This window comes from Paraglaciecola arctica (assembly GCF_018861065.1).
In the GTDB taxonomy this organism is placed as follows: Bacteria; Pseudomonadota; Gammaproteobacteria; order Enterobacterales; family Alteromonadaceae; genus Paraglaciecola; species Paraglaciecola arctica_B.
In genome coordinates this window covers 167,620-192,336 of record NZ_JAHKQO010000031.1, presented here as the reverse complement: position 1 = coordinate 192,336, position 24,717 = coordinate 167,620, and the positions used below count along the sequence as shown (strand labels likewise).

At 40.9% G+C, this 24,717-nt stretch carries 24 protein-coding genes; 10 read left to right on the top strand and 14 right to left on the bottom strand.

Annotated features, from left to right (window positions below; all coding sequences use genetic code 11):
- Window positions 1-51 precede the first annotated feature (51 nt).
- Together trxC and KO534_RS12145 are read right to left on the bottom strand one after the other, a co-directional pair.
- Window positions 52-483 (bottom strand): thioredoxin TrxC, encoded by a 432-nt coding sequence (gene trxC / locus KO534_RS12150; protein WP_215929918.1) that lies wholly within the window; start codon window positions 481-483, stop codon window positions 52-54.
- A 29-nt stretch (window positions 484-512) separates the two neighbouring features.
- The gene (locus tag KO534_RS12145) at window positions 513-1,610 is read right to left on the bottom strand and encodes a glutathione S-transferase family protein (protein WP_215929917.1); all 1,098 of its coding nucleotides are present in this window, start codon (window positions 1,608-1,610) and stop codon (window positions 513-515) included.
- A 363-nt stretch (window positions 1,611-1,973) separates the two neighbouring features.
- Here KO534_RS12145 and rsgA point away from each other — a divergent pair, with 363 nt between their 5' ends.
- Window positions 1,974-3,026, top strand: coding sequence for a ribosome small subunit-dependent GTPase A (gene rsgA / locus KO534_RS12140; RefSeq protein WP_215929916.1), 1,053 nt, complete (start codon window positions 1,974-1,976; stop codon window positions 3,024-3,026).
- 159 nt (window positions 3,027-3,185) lie between these two features.
- Here rsgA and KO534_RS12135 read toward each other — a convergent pair whose 3' ends face one another.
- The 11 genes from KO534_RS12135 to KO534_RS12085 form a co-directional block, all read right to left on the bottom strand.
- Complete coding sequence (locus tag KO534_RS12135) at window positions 3,186-3,722, bottom strand: DUF1697 domain-containing protein (RefSeq protein WP_215929915.1); 537 nt, start codon at window positions 3,720-3,722, stop codon at window positions 3,186-3,188.
- 1 nt (window position 3,723) lies between these two features.
- Complete coding sequence (locus tag KO534_RS12130) at window positions 3,724-4,749, bottom strand: alpha/beta hydrolase (RefSeq protein ID WP_215929914.1); 1,026 nt, start codon at window positions 4,747-4,749, stop codon at window positions 3,724-3,726.
- 115 nt (window positions 4,750-4,864) lie between these two features.
- The gene (locus KO534_RS12125; protein ID WP_215929913.1) at window positions 4,865-5,605 is read right to left on the bottom strand and encodes a glutathione peroxidase; all 741 of its coding nucleotides are present in this window, start codon (window positions 5,603-5,605) and stop codon (window positions 4,865-4,867) included.
- A 118-nt stretch (window positions 5,606-5,723) separates the two neighbouring features.
- Complete coding sequence (gene yacG, locus KO534_RS12120) at window positions 5,724-5,963, bottom strand: DNA gyrase inhibitor YacG (RefSeq protein WP_215929912.1); 240 nt, start codon at window positions 5,961-5,963, stop codon at window positions 5,724-5,726.
- A gap of 36 nt (window positions 5,964-5,999) precedes the next feature.
- Window positions 6,000-6,752 carry a cell division protein ZapD gene (gene zapD, locus KO534_RS12115; RefSeq protein ID WP_215929911.1) on the bottom strand — a complete coding sequence of 251 codons (753 nt, stop codon included), beginning with the start codon at window positions 6,750-6,752 and terminating at the stop codon, window positions 6,000-6,002.
- A gap of 85 nt (window positions 6,753-6,837) precedes the next feature.
- Window positions 6,838-7,464, bottom strand: coding sequence for a dephospho-CoA kinase (gene coaE, locus KO534_RS12110; RefSeq protein ID WP_215929910.1), 627 nt, complete (start codon window positions 7,462-7,464; stop codon window positions 6,838-6,840).
- Complete coding sequence (locus KO534_RS12105) at window positions 7,461-8,354, bottom strand: prepilin peptidase (protein WP_215929909.1); 894 nt, start codon at window positions 8,352-8,354, stop codon at window positions 7,461-7,463. Before KO534_RS12105 ends, coaE begins: the two co-directional genes overlap by 4 nt.
- A gap of 108 nt (window positions 8,355-8,462) precedes the next feature.
- Window positions 8,463-9,671, bottom strand: coding sequence for a type II secretion system F family protein (locus KO534_RS12100; protein WP_215929908.1), 1,209 nt, complete (start codon window positions 9,669-9,671; stop codon window positions 8,463-8,465).
- 77 nt (window positions 9,672-9,748) lie between these two features.
- Window positions 9,749-10,177, bottom strand: coding sequence for a pilin (locus tag KO534_RS12095; RefSeq protein WP_289848952.1), 429 nt, complete (start codon window positions 10,175-10,177; stop codon window positions 9,749-9,751).
- A 196-nt stretch (window positions 10,178-10,373) separates the two neighbouring features.
- Window positions 10,374-11,234, bottom strand: coding sequence for a carboxylating nicotinate-nucleotide diphosphorylase (gene nadC / locus KO534_RS12090; RefSeq protein ID WP_215929907.1), 861 nt, complete (start codon window positions 11,232-11,234; stop codon window positions 10,374-10,376).
- Between the two features lie 44 nt (window positions 11,235-11,278).
- The gene (locus tag KO534_RS12085) at window positions 11,279-11,782 is read right to left on the bottom strand and encodes a retropepsin-like aspartic protease family protein (RefSeq protein WP_215929906.1); all 504 of its coding nucleotides are present in this window, start codon (window positions 11,780-11,782) and stop codon (window positions 11,279-11,281) included.
- 88 nt (window positions 11,783-11,870) lie between these two features.
- On the opposite strand from KO534_RS12085, the gene ampD reads away from it, so the two are divergent.
- The 9 genes from ampD (at window position 11,871) to KO534_RS12040 (ending at window position 23,711) form a co-directional block, all read left to right on the top strand.
- Window positions 11,871-12,407: a 1,6-anhydro-N-acetylmuramyl-L-alanine amidase AmpD gene (gene ampD, locus KO534_RS12080; RefSeq protein ID WP_215929905.1), complete on the top strand. Its 537-nt coding sequence runs from the start codon at window positions 11,871-11,873 to the stop codon at window positions 12,405-12,407.
- A gap of 43 nt (window positions 12,408-12,450) precedes the next feature.
- A complete protein-coding gene (ampE, locus tag KO534_RS12075; protein ID WP_215929904.1) occupies window positions 12,451-13,275 on the top strand; it encodes a beta-lactamase regulator AmpE in 825 nt (274 codons plus the stop codon).
- A gap of 194 nt (window positions 13,276-13,469) precedes the next feature.
- Entirely contained in the window at window positions 13,470-14,222 is a 753-nt protein-coding gene (locus KO534_RS12070; protein WP_215929903.1) for a GntR family transcriptional regulator, read from the top strand.
- Window positions 14,223-14,327: 105 nt separating this feature from the next.
- On the top strand, window positions 14,328-17,012 hold the full coding sequence (gene aceE, locus KO534_RS12065; RefSeq protein ID WP_215929902.1) for a pyruvate dehydrogenase (acetyl-transferring), homodimeric type: 2,685 nt from the start codon (window positions 14,328-14,330) through the stop codon (window positions 17,010-17,012).
- A gap of 26 nt (window positions 17,013-17,038) precedes the next feature.
- Window positions 17,039-18,715: a dihydrolipoyllysine-residue acetyltransferase gene (aceF, locus tag KO534_RS12060; protein ID WP_215929901.1), complete on the top strand. Its 1,677-nt coding sequence runs from the start codon at window positions 17,039-17,041 to the stop codon at window positions 18,713-18,715.
- Window positions 18,716-18,835: 120 nt separating this feature from the next.
- Window positions 18,836-20,257, top strand: coding sequence for a dihydrolipoyl dehydrogenase (gene lpdA, locus KO534_RS12055; RefSeq protein WP_215929900.1), 1,422 nt, complete (start codon window positions 18,836-18,838; stop codon window positions 20,255-20,257).
- 176 nt (window positions 20,258-20,433) lie between these two features.
- Entirely contained in the window at window positions 20,434-22,506 is a 2,073-nt protein-coding gene (locus tag KO534_RS12050; protein ID WP_215929899.1) for a M13 family metallopeptidase, read from the top strand.
- A 128-nt stretch (window positions 22,507-22,634) separates the two neighbouring features.
- The gene (locus KO534_RS12045) at window positions 22,635-22,907 is read left to right on the top strand and encodes a DUF1289 domain-containing protein (RefSeq protein WP_215929898.1); all 273 of its coding nucleotides are present in this window, start codon (window positions 22,635-22,637) and stop codon (window positions 22,905-22,907) included.
- Window positions 22,908-22,928: 21 nt separating this feature from the next.
- Entirely contained in the window at window positions 22,929-23,711 is a 783-nt protein-coding gene (locus KO534_RS12040; protein WP_215929897.1) for an SDR family NAD(P)-dependent oxidoreductase, read from the top strand.
- A gap of 5 nt (window positions 23,712-23,716) precedes the next feature.
- Here KO534_RS12040 and KO534_RS12035 read toward each other — a convergent pair whose 3' ends face one another.
- On the bottom strand, window positions 23,717-24,655 hold the full coding sequence (locus tag KO534_RS12035) for an alpha/beta fold hydrolase (protein WP_252732107.1): 939 nt from the start codon (window positions 24,653-24,655) through the stop codon (window positions 23,717-23,719).
- Window positions 24,656-24,717 lie beyond the last annotated feature (62 nt).

The window sequence follows — 24,717 nt, the reverse complement described above, 5'->3', positions numbered from 1 at the left end:
TTTTAAAAAGAAATGGCGCTTTTAATACGAATCTAAGAAGTGACACTTCGCTCAATTTAGTTTTTGCAAACACTGCATTATCCAGCTTTTCAGTTGCGACTCACTTAAACCACCGGATACTCTATTGATTTCTTTACCGTGAAGGAAAAAAATCAAGGTGGGGATGCTACGAATAGCCGCATCTGCGGAAACCTGCCGCGCTTGTTCGGTATTCACTTTGGCAAACAAAAGCTCCTCAGACTGTTTCGCAACCGAATTAAACCCTGGAGCCATAGCCTGACAGGGTCCACACCAACTTGCCCAAAAATCCACAATTACGGGTAAGTCATTTTTTTCGATATAACGGTAAAATGAATTATCAGTCAACTCAATGGGAGTCGCGGAGTAAGCCACCTCATGGCACTTACCACATTTTGCCTGTGTATGGCTTTTGCCTTCTGGAATTCGGTTTATTGCATGGCAATGGGAACAAACTATGTGCATTTATTTTCCTTTACTTTGCTTTATGTGACTTAATTAAATTTTAATTTATTGTTTACTCTACGCAGCCTCTTTTTAATATCTAACTGCATACTCTCTAATCCACCAACCGATTGCAAAAAAGTATCAACGGATTGTTTCTGTTGAGCCTCAAATTGACAATAACAATCAACTATTCGCTGTACTTTCCATTGATGAAAGGTACCTATGGCACGATTTTCGGTTACTTCACCAATAGTATATGCATGCTCTCCTATGGTTCTAGGTATTTCAGCAATGTGTGGATTTTGCTCTGTCCAATCCTGTAATGCTTTCACAGTGTTAATTAACACTGGCCACTGCTCTTTAAAGATACGGGTTAATAGTTCAAGTAGAGTATCTGGAATAACATCATCAGCTAAATAGGCTCCTTCAACTTGTTGCGGTTGATTCATCCTTTCAACCCACCGTGCTAGGTTAGGAGCCCGTTCTTTCATTATAGAGCCTGGCTCAGGATCTCGGTATAAGTGTGCATACAAAGGACCCATTAAACCAAAATCACCAACACAAGGCTTACTTCCCAATAAATAATCATATTCCGCAAAATGTTTGTCCAAAAGGGGTAAAACATGGTTTTCATACCAATCTTCAATTGCTGGAATACTTTTATCGGTAATCCCTAACAATGGCACAAATCCCTTGAACTTAGCGCCGATTTTTTTACCAAAAAAAGCACGAATAAACCCAGGCATATTAGGGGCTATAACTTTTCCAAACTCTTGATAAATAAACGGAAAGTTATCTTTATTCCAGCGGTAATGCATAGCCGGTATCACTAGCCATTCATCACCCCAAGTTTCAAATAAGTAAGAAACTAACTTCTGCTTAGGGGTTGCAGGCACAACAGGACGCTGCGGATGGCGCTGCTCAAGAGTATCAATAATCTGAGCGGTATCTTGTAAATATTCATCTTCAGGAGTTTTAACCACGGGTACAAAACGGACTCCAGTTTTAGGAACAATGACACTCTTGTATACCTTTAACGAAGAAAACACCTCTGTGTAAGGCAAACTTTTAAAAATTAAATAAGCTCTAGCTTTACCCGTATATAGAGACATTGGGGCGCCATAAAGAGTGTATTGTTCAGACATGTATTATCCTTAAGAAGAGTTAATCTAATGCAGCTATATAAACCGACTCTAGAATAAAACGCTTTCAACTATTCGCCATTTCTTTACTTGATGGTTAACTATAAATTTTATCTGTGATAAGCAGACTGAGACAAGTTACAGCTTTACAGGTTTGTAGTGCGCTGTTATTTTAGCTGTGTAACTATTTCGTAACTAAGGAGATTTTTTGATGGTTGTTGTCACTACCTACATTGCTTTGCTTAAGCGGGTAGCTGTCTAAACTAAGAGCTTTTTTCTCTTATCCACTGCCCGTTGTTTTGTTGAGCGATGTCTATTTTATTGTCCATAAATTGACTCATTAACTATTAGACAACAGGAATTATCATGCCTGAAATAAACTTTACCTTAGCGCAATTAGGTTGGAAAACGTTTTTCAACCAACAGCTAACTTTAGATAACTTAGAACAAACTACACCTTATCGAATCACCCACGTTTTTAGAAATCGTCTTATTGTGTTAGGCGAAAACGGCGAACTTGACTTGAATTTAGCCCAATACCCTAACTTGCAAAACTGCACTGTGGGTGATTGGTTGCTGATTCCGCAAACAATAACAGAAGAACCTGTCATTTTAGAAAGGCAGAGTGTGTTCCAACGAAAATCACCCGGCTCCAATACCAGCCAATTGATTGCAGCTAATGTAGACACGGCTTTTATTGTTAGCTCTTGCAACGACGATTTCAACCTATCCCGCATTGAGCGTTATTTAGCCCTAGCGAAGGAGGCACAAGTAGAAGCGGTATTAATTTTAACCAAAATAGATACGATTAACGAGGAACAAAAAAGCGCTTATTTGGCACAATTGCGTGAGTTACAGTCACACTTGAATGTAGTAACACTTAATGCCCTGAACATCGAGGACGTTCATCAGCTCAACGATTGGTGCAAGGTCGGGCAAACGGTCGTGTTACTAGGTTCATCTGGTGTGGGGAAAACCACCCTTTGCAATACATTATGTTTAAGACAAGAAAGTACTGCACCAATTAGAGAGGATGACAGCAAAGGCCGGCATACCACAACAGGCCGCTCTTTATATTTTACTCATTCAGGAGGGCTAATTTTAGATTGTCCGGGAATGCGTGAATTGCAACTCACCGATTGTGAAGACGGAATTAAGACAGTATTTTCGGATATAGAGCTAATCGCGAGCCAGTGTAAGTTTAGCAATTGCCAACACCAAACAGAACCCGGTTGTAAAGTATTAGCGGCGATAGAAATCGGTGAATTGGCCCCTCGCAGATTAGAAAACTATCAAAAAATGCTTAAGGAACAAGCTAGAAATAGTATGTCATTGGCCCAATCTCATCAGCAAGATAAAGCCTTTGGCAAACTGATCAAAAATACCCTAAAGACCAAAAAATCTCTAAGAGATAATTAAAGGCACCTACACCCCAAAAAAAGTTAGAATAGTGCAGCCCATGCTGCACTATCCATTCTGATGTTATTACCACTGCTGCAGATTTTATTTCATTTACAGCTTTTACTGCTCTATTCTACTTATTCTGTTCATTCTACTCTTTCTGTTTATTCTGCTTTATTACTGGCTAGCCAATGTTAGTAATTTGTTTACTGTATTCCAGTTTCTAGCCGTGGTCGGCACTGCCAACAACTTTTCTACTTTTTCGGCCAATTTAGAGCGGCCAATGCCATCTGGCGCGTGTAAATAAAATACTTGTTCGATCAGCTTGAACGCTTCATTGTCCTTTTTAATTTGCTCCATTATATCAAAGGTTATGTTTTCAGCAGGTGCCGCCAAAAAATACAGATGTAGCGTTTTCGGGTCTGCTTGAGCACCAGGAAACGGGTTATTTTCCGCAGCTCGTTGAAGTTGAGCCAATGTTAATACCAATATATGTGGCTGAAAGCCAAAGCCAACGCGGACTTCATTGGCGATCTGTTTAGACAATACCCGAGGATTTGACTCTGAATGTTGCAACACAACATTTCCACTTTGAATATAAGTTTCAACATTTTGACAGCCAAGTCCAAACAGCATTTCTTTGAGCTGCTTCATAGTAACTATGTTTTTACCGCCTACATTGATGCCTCTGAATAAAACAATCCAATGATTCATTCTAATAATCCCTCAAAAATTTCTGCAACGACATCAGCATTTCTGCATGTTTGGGATTAGCTTTAGGCACATCGCACGGCAGTATTTCTTGCAACCTTGATGCATCATAGTTTATGTCTGTAATTTGTTGGTTATTTATCACCACATCGGCATGACATAGGTCAGCACTTATGGGGATTTCAAATAATGTATTCACACCTTGATTGATCGCCATAAGGTTTCTAACACCCGCGATAGGGGTAGTTTTATCTGCAACTGAGTGTGCAGCAAAGACAGGCAAATTGAGTGTCGCGCCATTTTCAATTAACGCTCGAACCGAAAATATGACCTCAGTTAATTCGAATGCTGAAAAACGCGCAATTTTGGGATATTTGTAAGGATTAGGACCTTGGGTGTCATAATCACCATCGATAAGTTTCGCTAACCACTGGATGCCCCAAATTTTGGCGATAGATTCTACGCTTGAATCTAGGGCTAAAGCGCCAGAAAATAACATTAGGCCTTTCACTACTTGCGGATTTTGCAAAATATACTCCGTTGCTAACACACCACCTGTAGAAAAACCTCCAACATAAACGTGTTCACCTAATCCCGCTGCAAAATCCACCAAGTCCGCTACATGATTACGCCAACGATTTGCCAGCTCAGGATCCTGCATATCCTTATCGGCAAGTTTTTTACCATGTCCGGGCAGTAAGGCTACAACTACATTAATACCTTGCTGATGAATAGATTCAGCAATCGAGCGGAAATAAAAAGGAGAGTCACTTAATCCATGAAACAACACCACGACTTTTGAGGTGCTTTGATTATGATGCAAAATATAAGGTGCATTGCCGTCGTTTTTTAATTTTTCTGAACACACTTTAAATACATTGAGTTCAGGCTTTTGGCAACCATTGGTGCTACCGAGTTGTGCTCGATAAATGCTGTCAAATCGATCAAACTTAGAGTCAATCGACTTAGAATTGACGACAAAAGAGAATGAAATAGTGCTTAAAATGCACAGCACAAAAACTAACTTCATATGGGTAAGGCTCTGATTTCGAATAACCCCTACTATATCCAGTTGCATCATAATTTACTAATTTGCAGACACAAAAAATGGCGCACATAGGCGCCATTTCTGCCGTACTTAGACTTTAAGCAAAATAAGCTTCTAAGTCGTCAAAACCACCAATTAATTTGCCACCAATAAACACTTGAGGCCAAGTTTCGTTTCCAGAAATCGCTTTCAGTGATGTAAACGATACTTCTCTACCCATCACTAATTCTTCGTACTCGAATCCTTTGGAGTCTAACAAAGTTTTTGCTTTAGCGCAGAACGGACAGCCAGGCTTAGTTAAAATAGCAGTGGCCACCGAAGCCTTAGCTTCTGGTGCAATATAAGCCAACATAGTATCAGCGTCAGATACTTCAAAAGGGTCACCAGGTAGGTCAGGCTCGATAAACATTTTGTCAACTACGCCGTCTTTAACCAACATAGAATAGCGCCAGCTACGCTTGCCAAACCCAATTTCAGACTTGTCTACTAATAAACCCATACCAGCGGTAAAATCACCATTTCCATCAGGAATAAGGGTTACGTTATCCGACTCTTGATCTTCAGCCCACGCGTTCATTACAAATGTATCATTGACAGAAACACAAATAATTTCATCTACACCATTAGCCTTGAAGGTTTTAGCCAATTCATTGTAGCGAGGTAAATGAGTTGATGAACAAGTTGGAGTGAAAGCTCCTGGCAAGGAGAACACAACCACGGTTTTACCTTTAAACAATTCGTCGGTCGTCACTTTCACCCATTCATCGTTAATGCGCGCAGCAAAACTACATTGTGGTACCGCTTGTCCTGATTTATCTGCAAAATTTGGATTTGTCATATATGTCTCCTAAAAAGTTAAATAAGTAAGTGAAGATTCAATACTGGAAAGATACGCTTTTCCGCTCATCTTTTAAAATAATTAATATTGATTAGTTTAATCTATTTTTAGAATCAAACTATTCTTTAAAAAAGTCTTCAGACTGTTCACTTAACATGGCTTCGATATCTTCAATATCCAAGTCAGGTATTTTAATTGTTTCTTGATCTTTATTTGCGCCACAAGGGATAGACTTCGCTTCGTCAGCCCACTCTCCCAAATCAACTAACTGACAGGTTTTACTGCAAAAAGGACGAAAAACACTAGTGGCAACCCACTCCACTTGCTTCTGACAATTGGGGCAATTAACTATAGTCATTGATGTGTATAATCTCGAATTGAAAAAATGATAGGTTTAGCAACACGCCAACTTAAAATTCACCTTAGACTCCACAGATGAACTTCCCTCCATAGTAGGCGTAAATAACGTAAAACGAATTGCATAGCGATATTTATTACCCGACAACATGGGATAATAACCTTGGTCAGTAGAGCTCAATACTCTAATCAACTCATTTTTATCTTCAGCGATACCTTGATAAAATCCTTTTTCGGCTTCAACCGCACTAAATCTCCCTCTTTCACGCAAAAATGAAAGAGTAATTTCCATTGCTTGTTGAATTGGAGTTAGTTCTAGTAACCAACTTTTAACGTCCTGTTGTTTATATTCACTAGGTTGTTGTAACCAGTAATGTAAATTAGGCAAATCAAAACTGCAGGTACCACCTGGAATCGAAAATCTCTGCCTAATTGAGGACAAGAATCGATCTTCTTTGAGCTCTGCGCCAACCTTTTTATTGCTTTTGAGGGACTCACGCAAACGTAAAATCTTTTGTAAAGCAAACTGCAGAGCTTCGTCATCTATATTTGGGTGTTGCGACCAAATGACCAGATTTTTTTCGTGTGACTCAATGTCTTTGAGAACGTCGTTACGCAGATCAATACGTTCAGACAAATCGAGTAAAGTGAATAAACTGTCCAGAAAATTAATATATTGCCAATTTTCACCGGCTGTTTTCCCTTGCTCGAGCTGCTTAAATAACTGCTCAAGCCTAAGGTAAGTACGTACCTTTTCATTGAGTGGAAATTCGTAAATTGCTTGAGACATGATCACCTATTTACCTTGATTAAACTGTAATACTTACAGTGGATAAACATTGTAAAGAATTTTTAATCAAATCAATAGGCTAAAATTAATCTGTATTTAACTCACCGTTTTTTTGATTAGCTAATTTTAGATATTGTTGATGCAGCTGCGAGACTGTTTCAATTAAATCTTCACGGTTTCCCGTGTTATCAATTACATCCTCTGCAACGGCCAAACGCTGCTGCCTAGTCGCTTGGGCACTCATAATCGCGCGTATTTGTTGCTCATTGGTTTTGTCACGCAACACCGTTCTTTGAAGCTGAGTTTGCTCGTCAACATCGACTATCGCTACTCTATCAACCCATTCATAACTTTTGTTTTCTACTAACAAAGGTACACTCAACAAGCAATATTTTGACTTGGCTTGCTGGATTTGCATCATCATGAGTTCTCTAATCGCTGGGTGTAAAAGTTGGTTTAGCCAATTCTTAATTTCAATATCAGCAAAAACTAAAGTTCGTAATTTAGCTCGATTAAGTTTTCCTGACTCATCAAGAACTGATACACCAAATTTGGCAACGATTGCTTTTAGTGCAGGAGTGCCAGGCTCAACCACTTCCCTTGCAATCACGTCGGCATCGATTATGTCTACGCCAAGTTTTGCAAATAAGTCTGTGACAGTAGTTTTACCACTGCCTATGCCACCACTTATACCAACAACATAATCACTCATGGCAACATCCACTGCCAATATTGTTCAACAATCCAATCTCCGTACAACAAAGTTAACCAACCGGCTGCAGCTAAATAAGGTCCAAATGGAATAGGCTGGCTTTTATCTTTACCTTGCACTGTCAGTAATGTTACCCCCACAATTGCCCCTACAAATGACGATAGCAATACAACCACAGGCAAGTGTTGCCACCCCACCCAAGCACCTATTGCGGCGAGGAGTTTGAAATCACCATACCCCATGCCCTCTTTTCCAGTCAGTAATTTAAATGTCCAATATAAACTCCATAAACTTAAGTACCCTAGGGCCGCACCAATAAGTGCGTCGTGACTCGATACAAAAGGGCTTTCTATGCTTAGCAATAAACCTAACCACAACAAAGATAACGTTAGTTGATCGGGCAGTAACATAGTGTCCAAATCAATAAATGTCATGGCGATCAATAACCAAGTGGCACCAACAGCGGCGAAGCCTGCTAAACCAAAACCGAAATGCCAGGCAACTAACGTTGATAAAAGCCCCGTTGCTAGCTCAACTAATGGGTATCGAATCGATATGGGGTTGTTACATTGACTGCATTTACCTCTTAATGCCAGCCAACTTATGACGGGGATATTTTCCCACGCTCTAATTTTATGCTGACATTTGGGGCAAGTAGAATCGGGTTTAACTAAATTAAATGGAGGCGCTGATGGCTGCGACGCGTTGCTTTTAGCCGCTTCTTGTGACCCAGTATATTCAGCTATTTCAGCTTTCCAAGAGCGCTCCATCATAACCGGCAAACGGTAAATAACCACATTCAGAAAACTGCCTACCATCAAACTGACGATAAACACAAAGCCCATAAAAAAGGCTGGGGAGTCAGCCATCAATTGAAAAGTTGCTTGCATAAATTAACTTTTAAGACAGTAGGATAAAAATTTAGTGACGTTAGCTTGCCAGAATTTTAACTAGCAAGCCACGAGAGAGCGATCAAAAAACGTAAAAAGTGAAATTGTTTAGACCACATTACCCATTTCAAATATTGGCAAGTACATCGCAACAATTAATCCACCAATCACCACACCCAGAACGGCCATAATCATCGGTTCTAATAAACTCGTCAGACCGTCCACCATGTCATCTACCTCGGCTTCGTATATGGTTGCGACTTTACTTAACATTTCATCAACGGCTCCGGCTTCTTCACCTATGGCAATCATTTGCACCACCATTTCAGGAAATACATTAGTTGTACGCATCGCAACATTCATTGGAATACCACCCGATACTTCTTTTTTCACAAATAAAATCGCATCTCTAAACACTGAGTTACCTGCAGCGCCGGCCGCAGAATCCAGCGCGCCTATCAATGGTACACCAGCAGCAAAAGTCGTCGCTAAGGTTCGTGTAAATCGAGCAACAGAAGCCTTTTTAAGTATCTCGCCTATCACTGGAATTTTTAAGGTTTTAGCGTCTACCCAATCCCGCAATTTCAAAGACTTCTTATGGGCTCTAGCGAATAACGCACCAGCGGCAATCACCACTCCACCTATAATCAATCCGTAATCTTGCATCCCTCGAGAGATACCTAATACAAACTGAGTAAATGCGGGAAGCTCAGCTCCAAAGCTAGAGAATATTTCTTCAAATTGAGGAACTACAAAAATCAATAGGATAGTAGTTACGATAAAAGCCACAACAATTACCGCTATTGGATAAAACATGGCTTTTTTGATTTTAGACTTAAGCGCTTCAGCTTTTTCTTTATAAATAGCAATACGGTCATAGATTGTTTCTAAGGCACCGGACTGCTCCCCTGTTTCTACTAAATCACAATACAAGTCATCAAAATAGTCATTATGTTTACGCAATGTTTCTGACAAAGGATTACCCGCGCTTACGCTGGCACCAATTTCTCCGAGTAGGGTTCGCATTTTTCTGTTAGCGTGACCTGAAGCTATCATATCTAAGGTTTGAATAAGAGTTACACCAGCACTTAACATAGTGGCAATTTGTCTAGATACTAACGCAATATCAACAGGCTTAATTTTTTCTCCGCCACCAAACATAGGTTTAGCAAGCTTCTTTACCTTTTTCGCGGATATCCCTTGCCTACGTAGTTGATTTTTTGCTTCAACAATAGATGTTGCTGCAATTTCGCCCTTAACCATCTGGCCTCGTCGATTAGAGCCATTGTAAACAAATACTGTGGGTGCTGTAGCCATAAATCACCTTATTTATTCCAGTTTAAAATCAAAAAAGCCCGGAGAATCCGGGCCTGTATTTTTGAAGAATTATAAACTTAACAAAGTGTTGTTGGGTCGCAAGCTACAGCCCAAGTAATAACTTTTGTAGTCGCATCTTGAGTAGGAGTGATAGTATAAGTACCTGCACCACTTACTGCTGAATCAGTAGCTTTGGTTCCTGTAACCACACCATCAACAGTGCCGACACCAGTAACCCCTGTACCTGCAGTTATGTCAGCAGGAACACCATTTGTACCACCATCACAATCAGCTAAAGCAGTACCCATTTGAACACATATCTCGACAGCTGTTTTGGCCGCCGAAGTTGCACTAGTTACTTCAGTAAAACGTGCTTTTTCTGTATAAGATTGATAAGCTGGCAAAGCAATCGCTGCCAAAATACCGATAATAGCCACTACAATCATCAATTCGATTAAAGTGAAGCCGCCTTGTTTTTTTGCATTGTTCATTTGAGTCATGTTCATGGTTTTATCTCCAACACGTTTTGTGTAAATTTAAGTTTTAAAGGTTTTGCCGGTTGCCGAATTAGGGCGTTGTTTTTGAATTCCTGTTCAGTATAGATCGAGTTGTGCATCTGACAAGTATGTAGATATATACCCAAGTCTTAACCATTAAATCTTGTCTTCAAATACACTTCCCATTCTATTGTAAACATTTCAATCAAAGTTTAGTGGTGGTTATTTCAATTACTCTTAAAGACAAATCTACCGCCTGAACATGTTTGGTGAGGGCGCCTGACGATATAAAGTCTACACCTAGTCCAGATAATCTTTTTAACTCTGCAATAGTAATATTACCTGATACTTCTAGTTTGCATTGACCTTCGTTGAGGGTCACGGCCTGCTTTAACATGTCCAAACTAAAATTGTCTAACATTACAATGTCGGCCTTAGCAGCAATTGCTTGAAGTAATTCTTGAATATTCTCAACTTCAACTTCCACTGGTAGGTGTGGGTGATGCTGCCTTGCCTTTTCCACCGCTGCTTGTATCGAACCACAGGCTAAAATATGGTTTTCTTTTATAAGATAGGCATCAAAAAGACCGATACGATGGTTCGTGCCACCACCACAAGTTACCGCATACTTCTGTGCTAGTCGCATTCCGGGCAATGTTTTACGAGTATCCAATAACTGAGTGTTAGTACCCTCAAGTTCCTTTACGCACTTGGCAACAATAGTGGCAGTAGCGGATAATGTTTGTAAGAAGTTTAATGCGGTACGCTCTGCCGTTAATATACGTCGGGCATTACCCGTCACGCGCACTATAGGTTGATTGGCGTGTAACCTATCTCCATCTTTGGCAAACCACTGCAACCGTATTGCTTTATCAAGTTGCGCAAAAGTTTCTGTCACCCAAGCCACTCCTGCTAACACACACTCTTCGCGAGTGATAATATCGGCAGTAATATTTTGATTGGCAGGGATCAAATTTGCGGTAATGTCGCCGTCGTCAGCGGATAAACCGTTTAAATCTTCCGATAACGCAATTGCAACTGCTGAGTTAATATCAATATCTAGCATAATTTCTCTTATAACAATGGGACTTAAGGTTAAGTTGGCCTTATTTACAAGTTTCTTAAAATGAGCCATTCACCTTTTTGGGTGAATTCTAATTGTTTTAGGGCACTCATTCCCAGCAGAATTTCATTATCTCTAAAACCCGGATTTAAATTCGCTCTGACATTATGCAATTGAATATCACCAATTGATAATCGTTGAATATTGGTTTGCGCCACTTGAACACGCCCATTAGCGGTTTGCACCCAAGACATTCTGCCTTTTTGCAAATTAAGTTGTTCAGCTAAATGCATAGGTACCGAGACATGGGTAGCGCCGGTATCTAACAAAAAAACTACTGGTTGACCGTTTATGGCGCCACCACTGACATAATGCCCCGCTCGATTTTGCTTTAGACGTACCTCTTGCACACCTTGGCTAAAAGACGAAATGGGTTCGGCGTTCGGGTTAAACTGTTTGGCAAGTTGATCATCAAATAACAAAGTTAATAGGCCTAAACCAATAACCCAAGCAACGATCAACATGCCCTTACCCATTTTACTTTGCTGCATTGCTTAAACTACTCTCTAAAAATTTTTCAGCTTTCGCCAATTCACTTTGTTATGATAACAATATCAGGCCTTTTATACCGCTAATACCTTGATTAAGAACGCCATTTTATCTGAAGCCGAATATTGTCCTACTGCGCATTGGGACGAACGCCCCGAAAAAACTAGTGTTTCACTATTGGTAGTACACAATATTTCATTGCCACCCAATCAATTCGGTGGTGATTATATTAAGTACTTTTTTACTGGCTGTTTAGATCCTAAGTTACATCCCTACTTTGCCAGTATTTATCAAATGCGTGTGTCAGCTCATTGTTTAATCAAACGTGACGGACATATTTTGCAATTTGTGCCCTTTAATAAAAGAGCTTGGCATGCCGGTGTTTCAAGTTTTCAAGGAGTGAATAAGTGCAATGATTTTTCTATTGGTATTGAACTCGAAGGCGCTGACCATATTCCATACACCCAAGAACAATATCAAAGCTTGGGTATCGCCACTAAACAATTGATGCAAATTTATCCAGCGATTACGCTAGGACGAATTGTTGGCCACAACGATATTGCCCCTGGTAGAAAAACCGATCCAGGGATTGCTTTTGACTGGTCTCGTTTTCGGCAGATGATATAATTTATCGGTCCAATCTAATTAAGACAAAACAAGAGATAAAATCATGACATTAATCAGCTTGTTGCTGGTATTACTAGTTGAACGCGTCACTACTAAATCCCAATATTGGCAAGGTGGATTTTATGCAGATAAATACATACAACTTGTAGAGCCTAGAGGTTGGTTTGATTCGTCCTCTAAGACTTGGGTTTTAGCCTTAGTTATCTTGGTTCCTGTTTTTATTGTTTATTTTGTTGTTCAAGAATTTGCAGGAGGGCTGTTAGAACTAATTATTAGCACTGCTATATTAATGATTTGTGTGGGATGCCCCAACATCCGCGCAACTTATAAATGTTTTTTACAAGCAGCAAATCGTGGTGATTTGCAGGCCTGTAGCATGTATGAAGACCAAATCAGCGGTGGTGATAAAACAACTAATTCTTTTGGCCTCAACTTAGTTTGGCAAAATTACCGGCACTACACAGCCGTTATTTTATGGTTTGCTGCATGTGGCGCCGCTGGTGCAGTTTTTTATGTTTTGGTCAGAGAAATGGACACTAGGCTAGCGTCTAACAACGAGCAAATAAGTAGTCAAATAAAACGTTTACTAAGTATTATTGATTGGATACCGGTGCGCTTAACAGCATTAGGCTTTTTATTAGTGGGGCATTTTTCTCGAGCATTCCCAACTTGGCTTGGCTACCTACCCGACCCTTCCATTGAAGCTAAAACACTTTTAATGCAAGTTTCTAAACGAGCCGAAGAAATCGAACCAGACGATAATGATTGCACCGAAGAACCCTGTACTTTAGTGCGTTTAGCTAAAAGAAACGTAATGTTTTTGTTAGTAATTATCGCATTGCTCACTCTATCTGGTTGGATCAACTAAAGGTCTGACCACAACCATATTTCTTTACCTTGTTGTTTTTCAACAATTTTTTAATCTTTCACTGCATTTCATTATTCTTTCATAAAATTAATATTTACCCCAAGCCAAATGTCTACTAAGCTATTGCGGCTAAATGGTATAACCAATTTACCAAATAGTGTTTTTGTTGCCGTTATCTTCTATGGAATTATTGAATGCGCAGAGTGCAATCTAGAAAATTATCTGACGATATCATGGAACAATTAGAATCCATGATTTTAGACGGTAGATTGTTGGCAGGACAAAAGTTGCAATCAGAACGTACCTTAGCGGAGCAATTTGCTGTTTCTAGACCCTCAGTTCGGGAAGCGATCCAAAAACTTGAAGCCAAGAATTTGGTGGAACGTAAACAAGGTGGAGGCACCTTCGTTAAGCCTCGTCTTAACGAATTAATTACCGAGCCTCTTTTATTACTGTTGTCCGACAAACCAGAAATGCAATTCGATTTACTTGAATTTCGTCATGCCCTTGAAGGTATGGCAGCTTATTACGCCGCATTGCGGGGACAACCAGCAGATTATCAGGCACTGGAAAATGCGTTGGACGGATTACCAACAGGTTCAAAATCGGCAGATAAAAGTCAGGAGGCGACTGCCTTAGTTAACTTTTATCTGACGATGGCCAATGCGGCACACAACATGGTTTTACAGCACGTAATGCGAAGTCTACAGTCTATGTTGCAGGATAATATCCAACGTAACCTTGAAGTGTTAGCTAAACATGCAGATGTAGAACAAAACATAAATCGCCAAAGGCGAAATATAGTTCAAGCTATTTTAGCCAGAGATCCTGAAGAGGCTCGCAAGGCTAGTAACGAACATTTGGCCTATATTGAAGACACTTTACTCAACATTAATAGACAAGACATGCGTATGCAAAGAGCGTTACGCAGGATTGAAGTAAATTAACGATTTCACTGTATGTGTTTCGGCACATTCGAACATGAAACGAATAACAACTTATTGATTATTAATAAGTTCCTTTATTAACAAACTATAAAATAGGAAAGCACCATGGCTGATATGATGCATCCGGATGTGGATCCACAAGAAACGCAAGAATGGTTAGATTCTCTAGAAACAGTGTTTGAAGAAGAAGGTGCAGAACGTGCGCATTTCCTTTTAGAGGCTTTGATTGACAAAGCTCGTCGCAGTGGAGCGCATTTACCTTATGATGCAACTACTGCGTACATCAATACCATTCCAGTAGCACAAGAACCCACAATGCCTGGCGATCAAACCATTGAAGCGCGTATTCGTGGTGCTATTCGCTGGAATGCCTTGATGATTGTATTGCGAGCCTCCAAAAAAGATTTGGAACTTGGCGGTCATATTGGTAGCTTTGCGTCGTCTGCCATGTTGTACGATGTAGGTTTTAACCACTTTTTTAAGGCGCCGAATGAAAAAAATAGTGGTGACTTTATTTTTTCACAAGGGCATATATCTCCAGGCATTTATGCACGTTCCTTTGTTGAAGGCAATTTATCAGAAGAACGCTTGAACAATTTCCGTCAAGAATGTGATGGCGAAGGCTTATCCTCATATCCTCATCCACATTTGATGAAAGATTATTGGCAGTTTCCTACTGTATCTATGGGATTGGGACCACTGCAAGCTATCTACACTGCTCGTTTCCTAAAGTATCTCACTAACCGCGGCATAAAAGATTGCTCTGGCCAACAAGTTTATTGTTTCATGGGTGACGGTGAATGTGATGAGCCAGAATCATTAGGTGCGATTGGTTTAGCCTCCCGTGAAGGCCTAGATAACTTGACCTTTGTTATTAACTGTAATTTGCAACGCTTAGATGGCCCGGTACGTGGTAACGGCAAAATCATTCAAGAACTTGAAGGTACGTTTCGTGGTGCAGGTTGGGAAGTGGTCAAAGTTATTTGGGGAAGCTACTGGGATGCACTGATTGCCCGCGATAAATCCGGTAAACTTTTACAACTAATGAGCGAAACAGTGGACGGTGAATACCAAAACTGTAAAGCCAAAGGTGGCAAGTACACCCGAGAAAACTTCTTTAACAAATATCCTGAGACGGCGGCATTGGTCGCCAATATGTCCGATGAAGATATTTTCCGTCTAAACCGTGGTGGGCATGACCCAGTGAAAGTGTTTGCTGCTTACCAAAAAGCGATGGATACTAAAGACCGTCCTACTGTTATCTTAGCCAAAACAATTAAAGGTTTTGGGCTAGGTGCATCAGGCGAGGCGTTGAACATTGCCCACAACGTTAAAAAAATGGATGTGGATTCAATTAAGAAATTCCGTGACCGCTTTAATATTCCCGTAGCTGACGAAGCAATTGTAGACTTACCTTATTTCAAATTCGCTGAAGACAGTGAAGAATATAAATATATGAAGGCACGTCGTGAAGCACTAGGCGGCTCGTTGCCACAGCGTCGTGTACAAGCAGAAGAACAGCTTGAAATGCCTGAATTAAAAGCGTTTGATGCTATTTTAAAAGGTTCGGGCAATCGTGAAGTGTCTTCTACTATGACCTTTGTACGTGTACTAAATGTCTTGTTGAAAGATAAAAAGATGGGTAAACGTGTAGTCCCGATCATTCCTGATGAAGCCCGTACTTTTGGTATGGAAGGCTTGTTCAGACAAGTCGGTATTTACGCCAACGAAGGTCAAAAATACATTCCGCAAGATGCTGACCAAGTCGCTTATTATCGTGAAGATAAAAAAGGCCAAGTATTGCAAGAAGGTATTAACGAGCTCGGCGCGATGGCGTCTTGGGTGGCTTCTGGTACGTCTTACTCAACCTGTAATGCGACGACTATACCTTTTTATATATACTACTCTATGTTTGGTTTCCAACGTGTAGGCGATTTGGCCTGGGCTGCGGGTGATAGCCAAGCACGTGGGTTCTTGTTAGGTGCAACAGCTGGTCGTACAACGCTAAATGGTGAAGGTTTACAACACCAAGATGGACATTCACATGTTCAAGCTAACTTAATTCCTAATTGTGTCACTTACGACCCGACTTACGGGTACGAAGTGGCTGTTATCGTACAAGACGGTTTACGCCGCATGTATGGTGAAAACGAAAATGTTTTCTATTACCTAACCCTAATGAACGAAAACTACCAACACCCTGCTATGCCTGAAGGTGATGACGTGGCTGCTGATATCATTAAAGGTATTTACAAGTTAGAACGTGTTGAAGCCCAAGGTAAAGGCAAGTCAAAGTCTAATGTACAGCTAATGGGCTCGGGTACCATCTTAAATGAAGTACGTAAAGCTGCTCAAATATTAAGCGCTGATTACAACGTATCTTCTGATGTTTACTCTGTGACTTCATTCAATGAATTAGCACGTGAAGGTCAAGACGTGGTTCGTTGGAACATGCTTAATCCAGAAGCAGAGCCTCTTACCGCACACATTGGTCAGGTTATTACTAAAGACGCTGGTCCAGCTATTGCTGCAACTGATTACGTTAAAGGTTATTCAGATCAAATACGTGCATTCATAGAAACTGAGTATCGTTGTTTAGGTACAGACGGTTTCGGTCGCAGTGATAGCCGTGATAACTTACGTACACACTTTGAAGTGAATGCAGCTTATGTCGTTGTGGCTTCATTGTACGAATTATCAAAACGTGGCGAAGTAGACAAGAGTGTTGTAACCGAAGCAATTAAACGTTTCGACATCAATACAGATAAACTTAATCCACTTTACGCCTAATAGCGGCTAGATAAGGAGTCTTATATATGTCTGATATTCAAAAAATTCTAGTCCCTGATGTGGGTGGCGAAGAAGTTGAAATAATAGAAATTTGTTTCGCCGTTGGTGACACATTAGAAGCCGACGACGGTATTGTCACTGTTGAATCCGATAAAGCCTCTATGGACATCCCTGCGCCATTTGCCGGTGAGCTAGCAAGTTTGTCGGTAAAAGTGGGAGACAAGATCAAAGAAGGTGATGTTATTGGTGAAATCAAGTCCGCAACACAAAATGCGGAAGGAAGTGCAGCAGAAGTCGCGAAAGAAAACACAGAAGTAGCTGCACCAGCAGAACAACCAAAATCTGAAACAACCAGCACACCAGAGACCCAAGCAGAACCTAGCTCTGCACCCGCAGCCGCATCTGCAAGCGAACTTGTGGAAGTAGCAGTGCCTGATATTGGCGAAGACGGTGAAGTAGATGTTATTGATGTTTTGGTATCAGTTGGCGATGTGATTGAACAAGAAGACGGTTTAATTACCTTAGAAACCGACAAAGCCACTATGGATGTACCTTCAACTCATGCTGGTACAGTCAAAGAAGTCTTTATTTCTTCTGGCGATAAAGTTAAACAAGGTACGCTGGTCATAAAACTTGAAACTATGGGTAGCGCACCAGCAGCCAAAGAACCGGAACTCGCCGCTCCTGCTTCGGCTCCTGTTGCCGAAAAACCGGCAGCGGCTGCACCGGCAAAACCAGCTCCAGTTCCAGCGGAACCAGCGACTCAAACAACAGGCGGCAAAGCCCACGCTTCACCGTCGGTTCGCAGAATAGCCAGAGAGTTCGGTGTAGACTTAAGCCAAGTCGCAGGAACTGGGCCGAAAAAGCGTATTCTAAAAGAAGACGTGCAAGCCTATGTAAAAGCAGAATTAGCTAAACCTCGTTCATCAAGTGGCAATGGGATAGTGGCTGATAACGTTCTACAAATCGCGACTGTTAAACCTATAGATCATGCCAAGTTTGGTGAGATTGAAGTTTTACCCTTAACTCGCATTCAGAAAATATCAGGACCTTTCTTACACCGTAACTGGGCTACTATCCCCCATGTTACTCAATTTGACGAAGCTGACATTACTGATGTTGAAAACTTCCGAAAAGAACAAAACGCTTACCATGGGAAAATCAAATCGGGATTAAAAATCACTCCTTTGGTTTTTATTATGAAAGCAGTAGCCAAAGCCTTAGAAAAATTCCCAGCGTTTAATTCATCACTGTCTGATGATGGTGAAAGTTTAATTCTTAAAAAATTCATTAATATCGGTATTGCAGTAGAAACACCAGGTGGTTTGGTGGTTCCAGTGATTAAAGATGTTAACAAAAAAGGCATTGAACAACTTTCACGAGAATTGATTGAAACCTCATTCAAAGCTCGCGAAGGCAAATTAAAAGCAACCGATATGCAAGGCGGCACATTTACCATTTCAAGCTTAGGTGGTATTGGTGGAACTGCGTTTACCCCCATTGTTAATGCGCCTGAAGTTGCTATATTAGGGGTCTCTAAATCAGATATGAAACCTAAATGGAATGGTAAAGAGTTTGAACCACGTTTGATGGTACCTTTAAGTTTGTCCTACGATCATCGAGTCATTGACGGTGCAGTAGGTGCTCGCTTCTCAACTGAAGTTGCTGCAAACTTAACTGATTTACGTAGAATAATACTTTAGTAAGCAATAGGTGGCAGTTTCTGCTACCTGTTATCAAGCCATTTAGGCTGAATTTATACACAACATGTTACCTGCACAGCTGGCTATACATGTTGTTCAAAAACAGAATTTGAGGATCATATGAGCGAAATTAAGACTCAATTAGTAGTATTAGGTGCAGGCCCAGGAGGCTATTCAGCCGCTTTTCGTGCTGCTGATTTAGGCATAGAAACTATCTTAGTAGACGTCAACGATGTTTTAGGTGGTGTGTGCTTGAATGTTGGTTGTATTCCTTCTAAAGCGTTATTGCACGTTGCTAAAGTAATAGATGACGCTAAAGAAATGGCTGGCCATGGTGTAACCTTTGGCGAACCAACAATCGATTTAGATAAAGTTCGTAGTTGGAAAGATAGCGTAGTAAGTAAACTTACTGGTGGTTTGTCTGGCATGGCTAAAATGCGCAAAGTGAAACATGTGCAAGGCTACGGTAAATTTACTGGCGGCAATACCTTAGAAGTAGAAGGTAAAGATGGAAAAACCACTATTACTTTCGATAACGCTATTATCGCAGCCGGTTCTGAACCAGTTAACTTGCCTTTCATCCCGCAAGACGACCCTCGTGTTATTGACTCAACCGGAGCCCTTGAACTGGCAGATGTACCAGAAAAAATGTTGGTATTAGGCGGCGGAATTATTGGTCTTGAAATGGGTACTGTGTATCGCTCTTTAGGCACTGAAATTGACGTAGTGGAATTTCTTGATCAATTGGTACCTGCTGCGGATAAAGACGTCGTCAAAATCTACCAAAAATACGTTAAAAACAAATTTAACGTCATGCTTGAAACTAAAGTTACCGGTGTTGAAGCGAAAAAAGATGGCTTGTATGTATCTTTTGAAGGCAAACAAGCGCCAGCTGACGCAGTCAAATACGACAAAGTATTGGTTGCCGTAGGCCGTCGTCCTAACGGTAGTTTAGTTGATGCCGAAAAAGCCGGTGTTAAAGTAGATGAGCGTGGCTTTATCAATGTTGACAAACAGATGCGTACTAACGTTTCTAACATTTTTGCGATTGGTGATTTAGTTGGGCAACCCATGCTCGCTCACAAAGCAGTTCACGAAGGTCACGTGGCAGCTGAAGTCATATCGGGCATGAAACACTTCTTCGATCCTAAATGTATTCCTTCAGTCGCCTACACCGATCCAGAAATGGCTTGGGTTGGCCTCACTGAAAAAGAAGCTAAAGAGCAAGGTATCAAATATGAGTCTGCAACTTTCCCATGGGCGGCTTCAGGTCGTGCTATTGCTTCTGCACGCACAGAAGGTATGACAAAGTTAATTTTTGACAAAGATTCACACCGTATAATTGGTGGTGCAATTGTTGGTATTAACGCCGGTGAAATGTTAGGTGAAATTGGTCTAGCCATCGAAATGGGAGCTGATGCAGAAGACATCGCGTTAACCATTCATGCTCACCCTACCCTAAATGAATCTATTGGTTTAGCCGCTGAAATGTATGAAGGCAGCATTACAGACTTGCCGAACCCTAAGGCAAAGAAAAAGTAGCTCTTTCTTTATTCTTACTAAGAAGGGCCTTTTGGCCCTTTTTTATTGCCTGATTGAAACAATTACTCACACTTAACTCCTTGCAGTTTTTGCAGTTACTTCACGCTACCAGTAAACTCACCTTTTTATAAAAACAACACGAGAGCAAAATATATTGCTCCACAAAAGGTAGGCAGATGAAGAGAATCAATAAAAAAATCAATATTGTAGCGTTAAGTGTAAGTCTTGCTTTGGGTTTGAGTGCATGTACTCCCGCAAATAACACAGAAACAACTGTGGCTAAAGTTAGCGAAGCACCTAAAGTATCTGGTATCGATTTAAGCGCAGTTGATAAAAATGTGCGCGCCCAAGATGACTTTTTTAATCATGTAAATGGCGCATGGTTATCACAAACCGAAATTCCGGCAGAAAAATCCAGCTATGGATTGTTCAACGTGTTATACGACGACACCCAAGAAAATTTAAAAACATTAATCCAAGAGGCAGCTAACACCCAAGCAGAGAAAGGCTCAAACACTCAAAAGTTAGGTGACATGTATAACAGCTACATGAACGTCGAATTAGCCAATGAAAAAGGACTGACTCCAATGCAGCCTTTTATTGATAAGATCAACAGTGCAGAAAACATGCAGCAACTTTCTGCGGTATTCGGAGAGTTGCTAGTAATAGGAGTAGGCGGCGCATTTAACTTCTATACGTCTCCCGACGCTAAAAATCCTGATGTTGTCACTATGTATCTTTATCAAAGTGGTTTAACCCTTCCAGATAGAGATTATTACAGTAAAGAAGAACCAAAATTTGTTAACTTCCGTGCGGCCACTGAAAAATACATGGCCGATATACTAACAAAAGCCGGTCACGAAGCGGGTGCCGATGCAGCCACTAAAATTATGGCGTTGGAAAAGGATATTGCTAGCAAACATTTATCTCGAGTGGAAAGTAGAGATGCAGAGAAAAACTACAACAAACAAAGCGCCGCACAAGTTGCCGCATTGCTTGGTAGCTTCGATTGGCAAGCCTATGCAGATGCCAGTGGTGTAGGTGAAGTGAATGATATGGTCGTACGTAACATGCCCTATTTCGAAAAAATTGCTGGTATTTTTGCGGCCCACGACTTACAAACTTGGAAAGATTATTTAACCTTCAATCTTGTAGATTCCTATGCTTCACGTCTAAGCCAAGACATGGTTGACCTACATTTTGCGTTTCACTCAACGACCTTAAACGGTATTCCTGAGCAACGTCCTCGTTGGAAGCGCGCCGTGGCCGCTACTAGTGGCGTGTTAGGCGAAGTATTAGGGCAACAATATGTTGAGCGCCACTTTACCCCGCAAGCGAAAGCCAAAATGGATGCCTTGGTTAAAAACCTAACTAAAGCCTACGGTGATAGTATTAAACAACTAGAATGGATGACAGCCGAGACCAAAACTGCTGCATTAGAAAAACTGGCAGCTTTTACACCTAAAATTGGTTACCCAGACAAATGGCGTGATTACTCAAATTTAGAAATCAAAGCCGATGAACTCGTTGGTAATTACATTCGATATTCTACTTTTGACCATTTTGAAGATACCAACAAAATTGGTAAACCAGTCGACAAAGCCGACTGGGGTATGACGCCACAAACTATCAATGCTTACTACTCACCAGTTAGAAACGAAATAGTGTTTCCAGCCGGTATTTTGCAAGCCCCTTTCTTTGATATGAATGCCGACGACGCAGTAAATTACGGGGCAATTGGTGCAGTAATTGGACATGAAATTGGTCACGGATTCGACGACCAAGGTTCAAAGTATGATGGCCAAGGCAATCTTCGCAGTTGGTGGACTGATCAAGACCGAGCGGCCTTTGATGTATTAGGCAAGAAACTAGTTGCCCAGTTTAATGAATTTGAACCAATTGAAGGGCAACACGTTAACGGTGAATTGACCTTAGGAGAAAACATTGGTGATTTAGCGGGCGTGACCATAGGTTACAAAGCCTATCAAATGACACTCGAAGGCAAAGAAGCGCCAGTTATTGATGGGCTAACAGGTAATCAACGATTCTTTATGGGATATGCCCAAGTATGGCGCAGCAAGTCCCGTGAAGACGCATTACGAGCTCGATTGCTAAGCGATCCACATTCACCTGGCGAGTTCCGAGTCAACGGCATTGTAGGTAACGTTGATGCTTTCTACCAAGCATTCGACGTAAAAGAAGGTGATGCAATGTATCTTAAACCAGAAGATAGAGTACAAATCTGGTAGTGACATATTAATAATGAAGGCCGCATGTTTGCGGCCTTTTTTTTTGTCTAGCAATAAAGTGTCTGCTCAGTTTTCACGCAACATGTTATTATTAATGTTAGACGTTGAATACGGCTTTGAGGCAAGCATTGAAGCAGATTGAAATCTTTGAAATTACCAGCCCTTGTATTGGTGTTTGCCAATCTGGGCCTAAAGGTTTTTGTGTTGGTTGTTTTCGCTCCAGAGATGAAAGGGTGCATTGGATTAAACTAGAGCAAGATGTACAGAGTAAAATAATCAAAGCCTGTGCTGCACGTAAAAGGCGCGCAAAAGCCGCACTGAAGAGAAAACCAGCTCAATCCGATAAGTCGCCACAACTTGGATTTATAGACGATTTATTTGATCCCCAAAAACAAGAATAACAACAACGTACGAGGTTTTTAATGGGCAAACTTGATACCGCACTTATCACAGGCGCTTCGGAAGGCATTGGTCGAAGTTTTGCAGAAATATATGCAAAAAACGGACATGACTTAGTATTAGTGGCTCGTAATCAAGCCAAGCTTGAAGAGTTTGCACAACAGCTTCAAAGCCAATACTTAATAAATGTAGAAGTTTTCGCAGCGGATTTGATCCCAATTGATGCGGCGCAAAAGCTATTTTCTGCGATCACTTTAAAAGGAATCAACGTCGATATTTTGGTGAATAATGCCGGCATGATGCAAGTAGAAAAATTAAGCCTCAGTGATACACAACAACTCAATAACTTGCTGCAATTGAATATCCAAAGCCTAGTTAACATGACACAACAGTTTGTAAAACCTATGTTGGCTCGAGGACAAGGAAAAATTGTCAACATTGGCTCCATAGCGAGTTTCATGCCTACACCTAATTTTGCAGCCTATGGTGCCAGTAAAGCTTTTGTATTGTCCTTTACAGAAGGTATTGCAGAAGAGTTACGCGGCACTGGAGTGACTGTCACTTGTGTTTGTCCTGGCATGACGGAAACGAAAATGCTTAGCCATGCCGATGGCTTGGAAAAATTCATCCCTAAGTTTCTTAAAGCCGATCCTATGGAACTTGCTGCACAAGCATATAAAGCGAGTATGAAAGGAGATGTCATATTTTTGGATAAGATAGCCAATAAATTATTAGTACAATGGGCTACCCACTATCCAAAATGGTTGGTTAGAGGCGTAAATGGTTTATTTGCCCGCTTTAATTAGCCCCATTAAGAGTTAGTGGCTTTGATGTGATCTAGTATCTCAGCAGTAATTTCATCATAAAGTTGGCTAGGAAGGGTGTGCCCCATTCCCGAATAAATTTTAATTTTGGCATTGGGTATCGCCTTTGCAGTCGCTACGCCACATGCGACAGGGACTAAGGGGTCATCCGCTCCATGTAAGACTAAGCTAGGCACCCGTAAAGAACCCAGTGGTATGGTTCTATCGGGAGAATCTAAAATAGCAGCTAATTGCCGCGTATTTCCCTTGGGGTTAAAACCTCTTTGTAGTGCTTGATTGATCAAAGACAGTATTTTTTGTTGATCAAAAGGATAGTGTTCGCCGTGTATCAATCTCCACAATTGAATTCCATAAGCAACGGCTTTACTGCTTTCTTTAGGTGGCGATTTAAGCATTTTGAGACTAAAGGATGCTGACGGTTTAGGTAGTTTCCTATTACCTGTGGTAGACATAATTGAAGTTAAGCTTTTAACTCGTTGAGGGTGATGAATGGCCAGTTCTTGGGCAATCATGCCTCCCATAGATGCACCGATAACATGGGCACTTTCTATGCCTAAGGCATCTAACAAGCCCAGCGTATCCTCCATCATATCCGACAACAAATAAGCTGCACCTAGCGGGCGTCTGAATACCGCATTAGTTAATAAGGCGAGACTTGAGGGGGTAGGTAGTGAGTCTAGCCAAGTACTCTTACCTATGTCACGGTTATCAAACCTAATAACCCAATAACCTTGAGAAGCAAGCAATTGACAAAATTGTCGATCCCAATAAATCATCTGGGTGGCTAACCCCATAATCAATACAATAGGGGGATGGTTTGTATCTCCAAAACTATCGTAGTTTATTTGGATTTGGTTAGCCGAAACTCTTTGCTCTGGATGATAAATAATTGAACTCAAAGGTGTAGACTCACAAAAATTAAGCAAGCCTTAGCTTGCCTGAATATTTAGTTTTTACAAGTTCGTCCTTTTTTCATTTACACCTTAAT